Source organism: Stappia sp., from assembly GCF_040110915.1.
Lineage (GTDB): Bacteria > Pseudomonadota > Alphaproteobacteria > Rhizobiales > Stappiaceae > Stappia.
Map to the genome: position 1 here is coordinate 165,649 of NZ_CP157793.1, position 14,928 is coordinate 180,576.

Below are 14,928 nucleotides of genomic sequence, written 5' to 3' on the forward strand. Positions count from 1 at the left end.
CGATACGCCGTTACTGGCCGGTCTTCACCTTGGTCCACTCGCGGGTGCGCACGCGCATGGCGCGCGGCGCCTTGGTGGTCGTGGTGAAGAGGTTGTCGACCGTCGCGTCGGACGGATAGACCGCCGGGTCGTTGAGCACGTCCGGATCGACGAACTCCTTGCTGGCCAGATTGCCGTTTGCGTAGAAGACATAATTCGTCGCTCGGGCGATCACCTCGGGCCGCATGATGTAGTCGAGGAAGATATGCGCTTCCTCCGGGTGCGGCGCGTCGGCGGGGATCGCCATGTTGTCGAACCACATCATCGCCCCTTCCTTGGGGATCGAATAGGCGACAGTGACGCCGTTGTCGGCCTCCGCCGCGCGGTCGCGCGCCTGAAGAACGTCGCCCGACCAGCCGACCGCGAGGCAGATGTCGCCGTTGGCGAGCGCGTTGATGTACTCCGAGGAGTGGAATTTCTGGATATAGGGCCGGATCTTTAGCAGAAGCTCCGTCGCCTTCTCGAAGTCCTCGGTGCTGTTGCTGTCCGGATCGAGGCCCAGATAGTTGAGCGCGGCCGGGTACATCTCGTCCGCCGTGTCGAGCAGATGAATGCCGCAATCGGCGAACTTCGACGCCACCTCCGGATCGAAGATCATGTCCCAGCTGTCGACGGGCGCATCCGGCATGCGCTCCTTGATCATCTCGACATTGTAGCCGATGCCGGTCGTGCCCCACATGTAGTTGATGGCATGTTCGTTGCCCGGATCGAACTTCTCGATCCGCTGCATGATCTGCGGCCAGAGATTGTCGATGTTCTCCAGCTTCGACTTGTCCAGCTTGCCGAAGACCCCGGCCTGGATCTGCCGGCCGAGGAAGGTGCCGGTGGGCACGACCACGTCGTATCCGGTGCCGCCGGCGAGCAGTTTGGTTTCGAGGATCTCGTTGCTGTCGAAGACGTCGTAGACGACCTTGATGCCGGTTTCCCTGGTGAAGTCCTCCAGGATCGACTCGTCGATATAGTCGGACCAGTTGTAGACGCGCACCGTGCGCTCCTGGGCCGACACGCTCGTGGCCGCGAGGACGGCGGCCATCGCCACACCCGCGCAAAGCAGCTTCTTCATCATTCCTCACCTCCGTCCGTCTCGTCCGTTGGGCACACGACGCGCCCGCGCACCTCGCCCCAGCCTAGAAGCAACGCGCGCCGCGGCTCAAGGGCACACCGCGCGCATCCCCCTGAAAAAACGTGCGCCCCCGGCGCGAAGGCCGTCCCCCGCGATCAAGGACGCGATCACAGATAGGTCTGGCGTTCGAGCGTCGAAATCTCGCGCCCGAATGCGAAGAGTTCATGACGCTTGATGTCGACCAGCACCTTGTGCATCTCCTCTCCGACCGCCTCCTTCATGGCGTCGGAGGCGGCGAAGGCGTCGATCGCCTCGTCCATCCAGGGCGTCAGATGCGGCGCGGTCTTTTCGTAGGCATTGCCGACCACCGGCGGGGGCGGAGCGGCCTTGCCGCGCATGCCGGCGAGCATGCCGGCGAGCACACCGGTCAGCACCAGATAGGGATTGGCGTCGGCGCCGGCGATGCGATGCTCGACGCGCGCCGCCTCCGGCGTGCAGGCCGGCACCCGCAGCGCCACGGAGCGGTTGTCGTGGCCCCAGCAGATGGAGGTCGGCGCATAGGAGCCCGGCTGCATCCGGCGGAAGCCGTTGAAGGTCGAGACGAACAGGAGATGCGCCACCGGCATCGTGTCGAGCAGGCCCTTGATGGCATGGCCGAGACGCGCCTCGCCGTGCTCGGGATCGGCGAAGACGTTGCCGCTGCCGTCCTCCAGCGAGACATGCACATGCATGCCGTTGCCCGGCCATTCCACAAAGGGCTTGGCCATGAAGGACGCCTTGAGGTCGTGCTTGCGCGCGACGCCGGCGACGAGGCGGCGCAGCAGCACCGCATCGTCGGCCGCGCGCAGCGGATCGCGCCGGTAATGCAGGTTGAGCTCGAACTGCCCCGGCGCGGCTTCCGACACCGCCGCGTCGGCGGGAATGTCCTGCGCGTCGGCGGAGCGGCGGATCTCGTCGACCAGCGGCATGAAGGCTTCCAGATCCGACAGCGCATACATGTTCTGCCGGGCCGGGCCGAGATGGGTGGAAAACACCGGCGTCGGATCGCCGCTCCAGTCGCCGTCGTCCTGATCCTCGAAGAGATAGAATTCCATCTCGAAGGCGGCGGTGGCCGTCAGGCCGTGCTCCGCCAGCCGGTCGGTCATGCGCGCCAGCACGTGGCGCGGGTCGCACAGGAAGGGAACGCCGTCGCGGTCGTGCATCGACAGGAGCACCTGCGCCGTCGGCCGCGCGGCCCAGGGCACGGTCTTCAAGGTGCCGGGCACAGGCCAGCACACGCCGTCCTTGTCGCCGGTCTCGATGTGCATGCCCGTTTCCTCGACCTCGCGGCCCCAGACATCGAGGCCGAAGAGCGAAAAGGGCAGGTTCACGCCGTTCTCATAAACCTTGCGCAGGGCGCTTCCGGGAAGCCACTTTCCTCTGAGCACGCCGTTGCTGTCGGGCAGGATCACCTCGACCGTGTCGAGATCGGGATGCTCCGCCTCGAAGCGCGCAAGCTCTTCCTGCCGCGCCGCGTCGTCGCCCGGGCGGGTCCAGCCGGTGGCGGCGCCGGTCGCAGTGCCGGTCGGACTGGAGGTCAGCATGAAAAACTCGACATCGGACGGTCCTTTGTGCGCCGGGCCCGGGACTGTGCCGGGGCCGGGCCGGAGAGGCGTTGAAACAGGGCCTGAAGCCGCGGGGTGCCGAAGGCGCCCGAGGTGGCCGAAGGGGTGTTTCGCGCGCGCCCGTCCCGATCCCCCTCCCGGTCTTCCCTTGAGTGTGGCACAGGCGTGCAACACAGGTTGTGAGGCCTGCCGCGCGGGGCGGGTGGACGGGGCGCGATTGCCGCGAACTGAAAAATGTGATCACGTAGGTGCGGGAGTGTCAAGCGGCCTGTCAGGGTGGGCCCCTTCGACATGAAAGGCTCCGGGGCACGCGACCCCGGGCCCAGGAAAGGACGGCAGCGATGGCCGACAGTGGAAAGGCGCTTGCGGATACGCCGCCGCCCGGGCCGCCCGCCCCCGACCGACCCGGGCGCTCGTCCGCCCGCGACCGGGTGGAGCGCGCGGTGCGCGAGGCGTTGCTGAGCGGGCGCTTCGTGCCGGGGCGGTCGGTGACCCTGCGCGGACTGGCGCAGGATCTGGGCGTCAGCCCCATGCCGGTGCGCGAGGCGGTGCGCTCGCTCGCCGCCGGCCAGGCGCTGGAAATCCGCGCCAACGGCCGCATCCAGGTGCCCACGATGACCGCGGAGCGGCTGGCGGAACTGCTCAAGGCGCGGCTGTTGCTGGAACCGGAGTTGGCGCTGGCCGCCGGCGCGCGGCTCGGCGCGCGCGACGCCGACGTCCTGCGGCGGATCGACGACCGCGTCGACGACAGCCTGCGCGGCGGCGATGCGGAGACCTACATGCGCGAAAACTTCGCCTTTCACTTCTATATCTATCGCGCGGCCGGGTCCGAGGTTCTGCTGCCGCTGGTGGAAAGCCTGTGGCTGCAGTTTGCGCCCTTCATGCGAACGGTATACGGGCGGGTGGGAACGGCCGCGCTGGAGGACCACCACAAGGAGGCCATCGAGGCGGTTCGGGCGGGCGACGCCAATGCCTTGCGCGCCGCGGTGGCCGGGGACATCCGCTGCGGGATGGACCTTCTCGATGAGGGGGGCGCGCTGTGCGCGGCCGGGGCCGCCGATTGACATCGGCGAAAATGTGATCACAAATGCGCGGGTGCGTGGTCGACCGGTGTCGCCACGCCGCGTTGGGACAGGTGACAATCGTGAGCAAAAAAAAGAAGGCGCAACCGAAGGTCGACAGCCTGCGCGGCGTCGCCGATCTCGACGAGGCGCGGATCTGGCTTTCGGAGCGCGGCATCGAGGATATCGAGTGCATCGTGCCCGATCTCGCCGGCGTGGCGCGCGGCAAGATGATGCCGACGGAAAAATTCTTCTCCGGCCCCATCATGACGATGCCCTCGTCGATCTTCGCGCAGACGATTTCCGGCGACTATCCGCCCGACGACCAGCGCTTCCAGCACAATCCGACCGACGGCGACCTGTTCTTCAAGGCCGATTACGCGACACTCACGACCGTGCCCTGGGAAAGCGATCCGACCGCCCAGCTCATCCACGACGCCTATACCCGCGAGGGTATTCCGGTGGAGACGGCGCCGCGCAACGTGCTCAAGCGCGTCCTGCAACTTTACGAGGACGAGGGCTGGGAGCCGCTCGTCGCGCCGGAAATCGAGTTCTACCTCGTGCGACCGAACACTGACCCGGACTATCCGCTGGAGCCGCCGACCGGGCGCTCGGGCCGCCCCGAGGTCGGGCGTCAGTCCTATTCGATCTCGGCGCTCAACGAATTCGACGATCTGATCGACGACATCTACGACCTGTCGGAGGCGCAGGGGCTGGAGATCGACACGCTCATCCACGAGGAGGGCGCGGCGCAGATGGAGATCAACCTGCGTCACGGCCATCCGCTGGAGCTCGCGGACCAGGTGTTCCTGTTCAAGCGCACCATCCGCGAGGCCGCGCTGCGCCACGACATGTACGCCACCTTCATGGCCAAGCCGATGTCGAACCAGCCCGGCTCGTCCATGCACATCCACCAGTCGGTGATCGACAAGAAGACCGGCGACAACATCTTCTCCAACAAGGACGGGGAGGCGAGCCGCGAGTTCCTGTCCTTCATCGCCGGGCATCAGGCCTTCCTGCCGGCGGTGACCTGCATCATGGCGCCCTACGTGAACTCCTACCGCCGCTTTTCCCGCGACAGCACGGCGCCGGTCAATGTCTTCTGGGGCTATGACAACCGCACGGTGGGACTGCGCGTGCCCAACGCCAAGCCCGCGGCGCGCCGGCTGGAAAACCGCGTGCCCTCCTCGGATGCCAATCCCTATCTCGCCATCGCCGCCTCGCTTGCCTGCGGCTATCTCGGCATGATGCAGAAGCTCACCCCCGACGAACCGCGCACCGGATACTCCAGCGACCATATGCACGCGCTGCCGCGCGGCCTGCTGGAGGCGGTGGCGATGTTCGAGGAGTGCGAGGAACTCAACGAGGTCTTCGGCGAGAAATTCGTGGCGACCTATCGGGCGATCAAGCAGGAGGAATTCGAGACCTTCATGGCGGTGATCAGCCCCTGGGAGCGCGAATACCTGCTCCTCAACGTGTGAGGCGTTGCCGCCTCACCGCGTCCGGCCTTTTCGACAGTGTTTCACGGCGCGCGCCCCCGGCGCCGCCGCAATCGGGAGATCAGCACGCCATGTCCGGTGCATCCAACCTCTATCCGACGAAGGATCTTCAGGCGCGCGATGCGGCGCACCACATCCATCCCTTCACCGACACCGGCGCGCTCAATCGCGAGGGCTCGCGCATCATCACTGAGGCCGACGGCGTCTGGCTGACCGACAGCGACGGCAACCGCTATCTCGACGGCATGGCCGGCCTGTGGTGCTGTCAGGTGGGTCATGGCCGCCGCGAGATCGCCGACGCGGTGCATCGCCAGATGCTGGAGCTCGACTATTTCAACACCTTCTTCAAGACCAGCCACCCGCCGGCGATCGCGCTTGCCGAAAAGCTCTCGGAACTGACCCCGCCGCAGTTCAACCGCGTGTTCTTCACCTCCTCCGGCTCCGAGGCGAATGACACCGTGTTCCGCATGGTCCGCACCTATTGGGACCTGATGGGCCAACCGAGAAAGAAGACGATCATCGGCCGCTGGAACGGCTACCACGGTTCGACACTCGCCGGCACCAGCCTCGGCGGCATGACGGCGATGCACGAACAGGGCGACCTGCCGCTGCCGGGCGTGCACCACATCGCCCAGCCCTACTGGTTCGGCGAGGGCGGCGACATGAGCCCGCACGATTTCGGCCTCAAGGCGGCGCGCGAGCTCGAACGCGCCATCGACCAGTTGGGCGGAGACACGGTGGCGGCCTTCATCGCCGAGCCGATCCAGGGCGCCGGCGGCGTCATCATCCCGCCCGACAGTTATTGGCCGGAAGTCGCCCGCATCTGCAAGGAGCGCGACATTCTGCTCGTCGTCGACGAGGTGATCTGCGGCTTCGGCCGGCTCGGCACCTGGTTCGGGTCCGAATATTTCGGCGTCGAGCCGGATCTGATGCCCATCGCCAAGGGGCTGTCCTCCGGCTATCTGCCGATCGGCGGCGTGATGGTGTCGGACCGCGTCGCCGATGCCTTCATCGAGAAGGGCGGCGAGTTCTTCCACGGCTACACCTACTCCGGCCATCCGGCCTGCTGCGCGGCGGCGCTCGCCAATCTGGAGATCATCCAGCGCGAGAACCTCGTCGGCCGGGTCGCCGATGACATCGGGCCCTATCTGCAGAAGAAATGGCGCGCGCTGGGCGATCATCCGCTGGTCGGCGAGGCGCGCATGGTGGGGCTCATCGGCGCGCTGGAACTGGTGCCGGCCAAGGGTGACCGGAGCCGGGCCTTCCAGCCGGTCGGCGAGGTCGGCACCCTGTGCCGCGACATCTCCTTCGCGAACGGGCTGGTCATGCGCAGCGTGCGCGACAGCATGGTGATCTCGCCGCCGCTGGTGTTGACCCATGAAGAAGCCGACGACCTGGTCGCGCGCGCCGAACGCACGCTCGACGACACCTATGCGGCGTTGAAGCGCGACGGGCGCATCGCGGCCTGAGGCAAGGGGGCCGCCGATGACCGATCTGCTGCATCCGCATGCGCCGTCCTATTATGCCGCGACGGTGCCCGAGCGCGGTCTGCGGGCGCCGCTCGCGGGCACGGTGCGGGCCGATGTCGCCGTGGTCGGCGGCGGCTTCACCGGACTCAACGCGGCGCTGACGCTCGCCGAGGCGGGGCGCTCCGTCGTTCTGCTCGAGGCCAACCGGATCGGCTGGGGCGCAAGCGGGCGCAACGGCGGGCAGTTGCACAGCGGACAGAGGCGCGACCAGCATTTCCTCGAAGCCTCCTTCGGCAAGGACACGGCGCGCCACCTGTGGACCATGGCGGAGGACGCCAAGGCGCTGCTGCACGACCGGCGGCAGCGGTATTCCATCGACTGCGAGTGGATGCCCGGCCTGATCGAGGCGGCGCACAAGGAACACTTCGTCGCCGAGGAATGGGACTACGCCGAGAAGCTCGCCCGCGACTACGGCTACGACAAGCTCGCGCCGCTGACGCGTGCGGAGCTTGGTGCGGCGATCGGGACGGAGGCCTATTTCGGCGGCGTGCGCGACGCGGGCGCGGGGCACCTGCACACGCTGAAGCTCGCGCAAGGGCTCGCCGACGCGCTGGAGGCGGCCGGCGGCGCGATCCATGAGGCGAGCCCCGTCACCGGGCTCGTCGATCATGCCGGCGGCGTCGAGGTGCGCACCGGTCAGGGCGCGGTACAGGCGGACAATGTGCTGCTCGCCGGCAACGGCTATCTCGCCGGGATCGACGCGGACAGCGAGGCCCGCGTCATGCCGATCAACAATTTCATCCTGACGACCGAGCCGCTGTCGCAGGAGCAGGCCGACCGGCTGATCCCCGGACGCGAGGCGGTCTCCGACAGCCGCTTCGTGGTCTACTACTGGCGGCTGACGCAGGACCGCCGGCTTTTGTTCGGCGGCGGCGAAACCTATCGCCGGGGCTTTCCGCCCGATATCGAGCGCTTCGTGCGCGGCCATCTGGCGAATGTCTACCCGCAGCTTTCCGGCGTGCCCGTCTCACATGCCTGGGGCGGAACGCTCGGCGTGACCCAGTCGCGCCTGCCCTGCCTGACGCGCAGCCGGCCCGGCGTCTATGTCGCGGCGGGCTTTTCCGGGCACGGCGTCGCCATGGCCGGCTTTTGCGGCCACGTCACCGCGCAGGCGATGTTGGGCGACAGCGACCGCTTCGATGTCTTTTCGGCGCTGCCGACCCCGCGCTTCCCGGGCGGGCGGGCGCTGCGCTGGCCGATCCTGGTGCTCGCCATGAGCTGGTTCGCGCTGCGCGACCGGCTCTAGGAGTGAAGCGCGGTGCCCCTCAGGGTGCCGGCGTTCAGGGTGCCGGCGTTCAGGGCGCCGGCGTGCCGCCCTGCAGCACGGTAACCATCTTGTCCGTGTCGATGTTCTGCCCGCACAGGATGACGCCCGGCGTCGCGCCCCGCACCCGGTCGGCCATCAGCGCGGCGAGCGGCGCGGCGCCGGCGCCCTCGGCGGCGTTGTGGGTGGTGCGGTAGTAGAGGCGGATGGCGTCCGCCACCTGGTCGTCGCTGACGCGCACGATGTCCTCCGCCCCGGCGCGGATCATGGCGAGCGCCGTCTCGTCGGGACAGCGCACCGCCATGCCGTCGGCGAAGGTCGCGGCGCTCGACGTCTCGGTGAGCCGTCCGCTTTCCAGCGAACGCGCATAGGCGTCCGCCTTGTCGGAAACGACGCCGACGATCTTCGTCGTCAGGTTGAGCGCGTCGCGCGCGGAGATCAGGCTGCAGATGCCCGAGCCCAGCCCGATGGGCACATAGACCACGTCGAGATCGGGCACGGCGCGGAAGAACTCCAGACCGTAGGTGGCGACACCGCGCACCAGATCGGCGTGGAAGCTCGGCACCATGATCAGACCCTGCTCCTCGGCCAGCATCGCCGCATGGGCCTTGGCGGCGTCGAAGTCCTCGCCATGCTCGATCAGATTGGCGCCGAAGGCTGTCATCGCGGCGTTCTTCTCGCGCGAGTTGCCCTGCGGCACGACGATGTGACAGGCGAGCCCATAGCGGCGCGCGGCGAAGGCGAGGCTCTGGCCGTGATTTCCGCGGGTGGCGGAGATCACACCGGCGCCGCGCGGCGCATGTTCGGCGATGTCGCGCAGCAGCACGAGACCGCCGCGCACCTTGAAGGCGCCGGTCGGCGTGTGGTTCTCATGCTTGACCCAGACCGTGCGCCCCACCGCTTCGGCAAGCAGCGGCCAGGCGTATTGCGGGGTCGGACGCATCGCCCGATAGACGATATCGGCGGCGTCCTCGATGGCGGCGAGGGTCAGCATGGCGGTCTCCGGGATGGTCTGGACGGCACGGGCTCTACGGCAAGGGCTGAACGGCACGGGCCGAGCGGCAAGGCGGGAGCCCGCAGAGTGGCCCGCGCGTCCTGCCCGCGTCAATCGGCGCGCTGCGATCTGGCCGGCCTATTCGGCCAGCACCCGCTGGGGCGGGAAGGTGATCTCCACCAGCGTGCCCTGATTGAGCTCCGAATCGATGCGGAAGCTCGCCCGGTTGGCCTCCACCAGCGCCTTGGTGAGCGGCAGGCCGAGGCCCGTGCCGCCGCCGTGGCGGGCGGTGTGCAACTGCCGGAACGGCTCCATCGCCGATTCCAGATCCTTCTGGCTCATGCCCAGTCCCGTGTCGCGCACGCGCAGGATCACCTCGCCGCTGTCCTCCAGCGCGGTGGACACGATCACCTGACCGCCCGGCTGGTTGAACTTGATGGCGTTCGACAGGAGGTTCAGCACCACCTGGCGGATCGAGCGCCCGTCCGCGACGATGGAGGGCACGGAGCCCGGCAGGCTGGCGCGGATGATCACGCGCTCGCGGTTGGCCTGCGGCTGCATCAGGGCGACGCATTCGCGGATGATGTCGTTGGCCGACACCGCCTCGAAGGTGAGGTCGAGCTTGCCCGCCTCGATCTTCGACAGATCCAGCAGGTCGTTGATCAGGCTCATGATGTGCGAGCCCGAATTGTGGATGTCGCGCAGATAGCCCTTGTAGCGGTCGTTGCCGATGGGCCCGAAGCGCTCTTCCATCATGACTTCGGAAAAGCCGATGATGGCGTTGAGCGGCGTGCGGATCTCATGGCTGATCTTGGCGAGGAAATCCGACTTCTTGGAGCTGGCCGTCTCCGCCTGGCGCTTGGCGTCGGTGAGTTCCTCCTCCGCCGTCTTCCACTGGGTGATGTCGCGCAGCACGGCGCAGTAATGCAGGCCGTCGGGGGCCGCGCCGACGCGGCCGATGGTCATGAACAGCGGAATGAGGCCGCCGCCGTACACCTGGCCGATCACCTCGCGCCCGTCGTTGAGAACGCTGGCGACGCCGTTCTTGGCCAGCCCGTCGAAATAGTCGCGCGCGTCGCGGTGGCTTTCGGGGGCAAGGAAGCTGGTGAGATCCTCGCCGACCATGTCGTCGCGGCTGGCGTTGAACAGCGCCTCGGCGGAGCGGTTCACCTTCACGATGCCGGCGGCCTCGTCGAGGATCAGCACGCCGTCGGTCGCGGTTTCCAGAACGGCATCCATCTCCGACAGATGCGCCTCGGCACTGGCGAGCGCGGTCTGCACCTCGTGCAGCTTGTCGAGGGCGGCCTCCTGGGCCGGGTCGTGGCGGTCCAGCAGCGACATCATCAGCGCCGTTTCGCCGTTCCATGGCACGGCATGCAGCCGGGCCTTGACCGGACGCGTGCTGCCGTCGGCGAGATTGAGGCGCATGGTGCGCTCGGTCTCGGCGCCCGGGACCGTGCTCGGCCAGTGCTCCGGCTCGGCGAACAGCGCGTCGAGCCCGCCCGCGTCGTTGAGCTGGCGGAGGTCCGCGAAACCGAGCAGGTCGAGCAGCGTGGCGTTGGCGTAGCCGACGAGGTCGCCGGCGACGATCGCCACGCCGACCGGCAGCCGGTCGAGCAGGCGGGTGCGCACCGTGTCGGGAATGCCCGCCGCCATGTCGGTCTCGGGATCGAGGTCCGGATCCGCATCCGCTGCGTCGCCGGACGCGGCGCCCGTCGCCCGCAGCGGCAGGCGATGTACATTTGCCGCGTCAGGGGCCGAATCCGGGGCCGCATCCGGGGATGCGGGCGCCTCGTCGCTCTGTCCGTCCGCGTCCCGATCCGTCTCCCCGCTTGTCTCGCTGGACGCCTCTCCGGACGTCTCAAGGGCGGCCTGAAGATCGGCGGCCTGAAGATCGACCGTCCGCTCGATGCCCCCGCCGGCGTCCGGTGACGTGGCGTCGGCCGGGGCCTGCGTCGTGCGGCCGAGCGTTTCGGCGATCTTGCGGAACGCCTCGCGCTCCGGCCGGGACAGGCGCGAGGTGGCCAGCGCCGGATCTTCGGCCGGCGGGGTGAGCGGCGGCGTCTCCGGTGTTGCGGGGGGCGTTTCTGCAACCGTTTTGGAGGGCGTGTCGTCGACGGTCGCGTCCTGCGTCCCGTCGTCGTCGGCGGCGATGCCGCCTGCCTCGATCCCGGCATCGATCTCCGCGTGCTCGCCCGGCGCGTCTGCCGCGTCGGCCGCATCGACCCCTTCGGCCGTCTCGGGTTCGCCGGCGTCGGCCTCAGGGTGAGCCGTCGCGTCGTCGTCCGCCGCCGCGTGGTCGTCGCGCGCGTCGGTCTCGTCGGCCCCGGCCGTCGCGTCCGGCGTTGCCTCCGTGCGATCTTCAGCGTGCTCTTCCGGCTGCGCCGGCGCGTCGTCCGCCAGAGGCGTCGGGCTGTCGTCCGCGAGCGCATCCGCGCCGGCCGCGATCATGCCGGCGTTGGCGTCGTCTCCCACGCTCTCCGCGTCGGCAGCCTCGACATCCCTCGCGGGCGCGTCACCCGCGTCGGCGAAGAGATCGGCGTCCGGCCCCCCTTCGGCGCGCTCGTCCGGGGCCTGCAGATCCCCGGTCCGATCGTCTTCGGTCGCGGCAGGCTCCGCGTGCGCCTCACCCGGCTCGCCGTCCGTATCGTCGCCCGTCTCGTCGGCTGTTCCGTGGTCCGGTGCGGTCACATCCGCCGCAAGTCCGGCGGTCAGGGCGGCCCCCGCCTGCGCCGGCGGCTCGCGGGTCAGGCTGCGCCCGAGCGCATCCGGATCGTCCACCGCATCGGCCGTGCGGCAAACGCCGAAGCCGCGAAAGCCCTCGAACACGCGGAAGCGGTCGAAGGCCGGGAGCGCGGCCATGTCGACCGGCACGCGCAGGGCCGCGCCGCTCACCGGCCAGTCGACGGAGCGCCCGCTCCAGGTATCCCGGCGCTTGAGCGCGGCGGCCACCCGTCCGTCCCGGTCGAGATCGAAGCGCTCGGCCACCTCGTCCCAGGTGAGCCCGACCACATCCGCCGCTTCCGGGCCGAGCGCCTCGGCGAACTCCGGCGACAGAAAGGTGAAGCGACGGTCGACATCCATCTTCCAGGCAAAGCGCACCGGGCGCCCGCGCGGCGCGAACACGAAGCCGGAATCGGCGGTATCCGCGCTCAACACCGCGTCGAGATCCTCCGCATCCGGGCCGGGCTCCGCCGCGTCGCCGTCGCCGGCTTGATCCTCGGAAGTCTCGTCTTCGGATGCGTCCTCGGGCGCGTCCTGCGTGGCGTCGGCGACGGAAGGCGCCTCGGCGCGCGCATTCTCCGGCGTGTCGCCATGGGCGTCGTCATCTGTGCCGAATGTGTCCTCCGGCGCGGCGACCCGCTCCGCAGACGCGTCTTCCGCCTCCGGCGTGACCGGCGCATCCGCGCCGGTCCTGTCCGCGGTTTCGGCCGGGACATCCGTCGGGACATCGTCCACCGGCGGTTCGGTCTCGGAGGCCATGGCCGCATCGCCGACGTCGGGGGCTTCCGGTCCGCCGTCGGGCGTTTCCGGCGTCTCTTGCGCGGGCTCCGACGCCATGTCGGCGGCAACGTCGGCGGTGGGCACCTCTGACGCCGCCACGGTCTCCTCCGGCGTGGTGTCGACGCTCGGAGGGGGCGTGTTGGCTTCCTGCGCGTCGGCGGTCGGACGGTCGGCGGAAGGCGAGGGCGACAGGAAGCGGGTGGCGCTGGCAAAGCCGAACAGGCCGCCGGCGGCCGCGCTCCAGCCACGCCGACGCGAGGGCGCGGGCGCATCGCGTGTCGTGTCGTCGGGCGTCGCCGTGGGGCGTTCGCTCTCGTCCGGCGCGTCGCCGTCCTGCGTCTCGGCGCGTTCGTCCGTACCCGCATCCGGGGCGGTGCCCGGGGCCGTGTCCGGGGCGCTGTCCGGCAACGGCTGCGCGGCGAGGGTGACGAGCACCTCGCCGCCGTCGAGCGTCAGGATGGCGGCCGCATGGTGCGCGTCGCCGACCGGCAGGTCGGTGCGCACGGGCACATGCTTGGCCCTCTGCAGGCGTGCGCGCACCGTGTCGAAGGGGGGCGGGTCGAGCGGGCCGACATGGGCGGCGAGGGACCCGTCCGCGGAAAACAGCATGGCCGCGCCGAGTGCCGCGTTGTCCACGAGCGCGACAAGATCGGTGGCCGCGGGCGCGCCGCGGGCGGCGGTCGGCGCGTCATTGGCGATGATCAGCGCGCCGCTGCCCCCGCCGGGCAGCGCGAGGCGGCGGCAGCTGCAGGTGAGCAGCATCACCCGAAGCCCGCGATAGAAGCGCAGGCGTTCGGTCGTGTCGCGATCCTCCGCCCCGCTCGCCGCCACCCGGGCGATATGCGGACGCGCAGGCGCGCGCGACAGGCCCGACAGATCCGCCAGACCGGCGAGCGAGCGGACGCCGAAAAAGGCCGCGCCGGCCGGATTCGACCACAGGATGGACTTGCCGTCGTCGCCCCACACCCAGGCCGGGCGCGGATCGTCCAGGAGAGCGTTGGTCGCGGCGAGGCCGCTCAACGCCATGAAGGTGCTCACCTGGCTGGTGATTTGGCTGGTCATGGACACATCATCTCCGCCGTTGCAGCCAGTCTGCCAAGTCCGCAAGCCGATCGGGCAAACTCATTACGCAGTAAATAAAGCGTAAATATCGGTTTCGCGTCGAGTCGTCCACGGCACAGGCCCCCTTGCAGCCCAGACTCTTGCAAGCTGGTTAACATCGCGTGCCGTCGCGCAGGAGCGCGGACGCCCGGAACGCGCGGCCGGGATCGCGCCCGCGACCGCTCACCGGGTCCCTCGAATGCTCGCCCGTCTGCGCCGAATGGATGTGCCCGATCGGGATGCGTTTCATCGGGATTTCATCTAGGATCGCTAGACACCGGCACGCGGTTGCCTTTGGCCGGAAGACCGTGGCGGGCCCCGGCGACGGTCACCGGTGAAAGCCTGTCGACGGATGTCCGTCGGCGAGGGCTCTGCGGGGATCGACCCGTTGCGACGGGTTCTTGGTCCGCAGTGTGGTGAACGGTGGTGACATCGAAAACCCGGATGCCGGGACCCTGCATGGCGGTGGCCGGACTAACGGCCAGATCAACGGCCAGATCAAGGAGAGTGACGTGACGAAGAGCGACAAGACCGGCTTCGAAATCCCCGATCAGATGCGCGAGATGGCCGACCAGAGCGTCGAGCAGGCGCGCAAGGCGTTCGACGAATACATGGCGACGATGCGCAAGACGATCGGCTCGGTCGAGGAATCGGCCAAGACCGTGAAGGCCGGCGCCGACGACTTCAGCCGCACCGCGCTCGAATACACCGAGGAGCATGTGGCGGCCGCCTTCGATCTGGCCCAGAAGATGGTGCGCGCGGAAGATCCGCAGCAGATGCTCCAGCTGCAGGGCGAATACATGCGCAAGCAGATGGAAGCGCTCGGCGAGCAGGTCCGCGACCTCGGCGACAAGGCCTCGAAGACCGCCCAGCAGGCGTCCAAGGCCGGCAAGCCCTGACGACACGCGGCGCGCCGTCGCCCGACCGGCGACGGCGCCCAGGCCGGGTTCGATGCCGGGCCGCCTCGCATTGCTGCGCGCGGCGGGCCCGAGGCGGCGGTCGACGACCTTCGCCACGCGCGACCTTTGCCACGCTCGACGATCATTGGCGCGCCCGGCGCGAGAGTGGCTGCAAGGCGTGACGGTCCGGGTGCCTCCATCCCGGGTCCCCATGCGGGACGGCGCTTTCTATATCTCTGGAAAATCGAGTGTTTTGTGCGATGCAAAATTTATGTTGCATTGCACAATAAGCTTTGCTAGATAAGGCCATCGTAGATGGCGAGCACAATGCGTTTCGTGTGGTGGTCGCAAGTTCTTTTCCGGCCACGGCG

The 14,928-nt window shown here is 68.9% G+C and carries 9 protein-coding genes; 5 read left to right on the plus strand and 4 right to left on the minus strand.

The genetic code is table 11. The annotated features are described in order from the left end of the window. Positions 1-10: 10 nt before the first annotated feature. Positions 11-1,102 (minus strand): polyamine ABC transporter substrate-binding protein, encoded by a 1,092-nt coding sequence (locus tag ABL312_RS00785; protein WP_349361311.1) that lies wholly within the window; start codon positions 1,100-1,102, stop codon positions 11-13. 167 nt (positions 1,103-1,269) lie between these two features. Further along, positions 1,270-2,685 (minus strand): glutamine synthetase family protein, encoded by a 1,416-nt coding sequence (locus ABL312_RS00790; protein ID WP_349359470.1) that lies wholly within the window; start codon positions 2,683-2,685, stop codon positions 1,270-1,272. Positions 2,686-3,047: 362 nt separating this feature from the next. On the opposite strand from ABL312_RS00790, the gene ABL312_RS00795 reads away from it, so the two are divergent. The 4 genes from ABL312_RS00795 to ABL312_RS00810 all read left to right on the plus strand — a co-directional run bounded on the left by ABL312_RS00795 (position 3,048) and on the right by ABL312_RS00810 (position 8,041). Then, positions 3,048-3,770, plus strand: a complete 723-nt coding sequence (locus tag ABL312_RS00795) for a GntR family transcriptional regulator (protein ID WP_349359471.1) — start codon at positions 3,048-3,050, stop codon at positions 3,768-3,770. Positions 3,771-3,850: 80 nt separating this feature from the next. Continuing rightward, a complete protein-coding gene (locus ABL312_RS00800) occupies positions 3,851-5,248 on the plus strand; it encodes a glutamine synthetase family protein (protein WP_349359472.1) in 1,398 nt (465 codons plus the stop codon). 89 nt (positions 5,249-5,337) lie between these two features. Then, a complete protein-coding gene (locus ABL312_RS00805) occupies positions 5,338-6,735 on the plus strand; it encodes an aspartate aminotransferase family protein (protein WP_349359473.1) in 1,398 nt (465 codons plus the stop codon). 16 nt (positions 6,736-6,751) lie between these two features. Next, the gene (locus ABL312_RS00810; protein WP_349359474.1) at positions 6,752-8,041 is read left to right on the plus strand and encodes an FAD-binding oxidoreductase; all 1,290 of its coding nucleotides are present in this window, start codon (positions 6,752-6,754) and stop codon (positions 8,039-8,041) included. A gap of 49 nt (positions 8,042-8,090) precedes the next feature. Here ABL312_RS00810 and ABL312_RS00815 read toward each other — a convergent pair whose 3' ends face one another. Together ABL312_RS00815 and ABL312_RS00820 are read right to left on the minus strand one after the other, a co-directional pair. After that, positions 8,091-9,053, minus strand: coding sequence for a threonine dehydratase (locus ABL312_RS00815; RefSeq protein WP_349359475.1), 963 nt, complete (start codon positions 9,051-9,053; stop codon positions 8,091-8,093). Between the two features lie 138 nt (positions 9,054-9,191). Continuing rightward, the gene (locus ABL312_RS00820) at positions 9,192-13,619 is read right to left on the minus strand and encodes an ATP-binding protein (RefSeq protein WP_349359476.1); all 4,428 of its coding nucleotides are present in this window, start codon (positions 13,617-13,619) and stop codon (positions 9,192-9,194) included. A 551-nt stretch (positions 13,620-14,170) separates the two neighbouring features. Here ABL312_RS00820 and ABL312_RS00825 point away from each other — a divergent pair. After that, positions 14,171-14,557: a phasin gene (locus ABL312_RS00825; protein WP_349359477.1), complete on the plus strand. Its 387-nt coding sequence runs from the start codon at positions 14,171-14,173 to the stop codon at positions 14,555-14,557. The last annotated feature ends 371 nt before the right edge of the window (positions 14,558-14,928 follow it).

Bases quoted from the DNA above. Each gene is read 5' to 3' on its own strand.
- ABL312_RS00795 (WP_349359471.1), top strand. From the start codon at position 3,048: ATGGCCGACAGTGGAAAGGCGCTTGCGGATACGCCGCCGCCCGGGCCG.
- ABL312_RS00805 (WP_349359473.1), top strand. From the start codon at position 5,338: ATGTCCGGTGCATCCAACCTCTATCCGACGAAGGATCTTCAGGCGCGC.
- ABL312_RS00810 (WP_349359474.1), top strand. From the start codon at position 6,752: ATGACCGATCTGCTGCATCCGCATGCGCCGTCCTATTATGCCGCGACG.
- ABL312_RS00785 (WP_349361311.1), bottom strand. From the start codon at position 1,102: ATGAAGAAGCTGCTTTGCGCGGGTGTGGCGATGGCCGCCGTCCTCGCG.
- ABL312_RS00790 (WP_349359470.1), bottom strand. From the start codon at position 2,685: ATGCTGACCTCCAGTCCGACCGGCACTGCGACCGGCGCCGCCACCGGC.
- ABL312_RS00820 (WP_349359476.1), bottom strand. From the start codon at position 13,619: ATGACCAGCCAAATCACCAGCCAGGTGAGCACCTTCATGGCGTTGAGC.
- ABL312_RS00815 (WP_349359475.1), bottom strand. From the start codon at position 9,053: ATGCTGACCCTCGCCGCCATCGAGGACGCCGCCGATATCGTCTATCGG.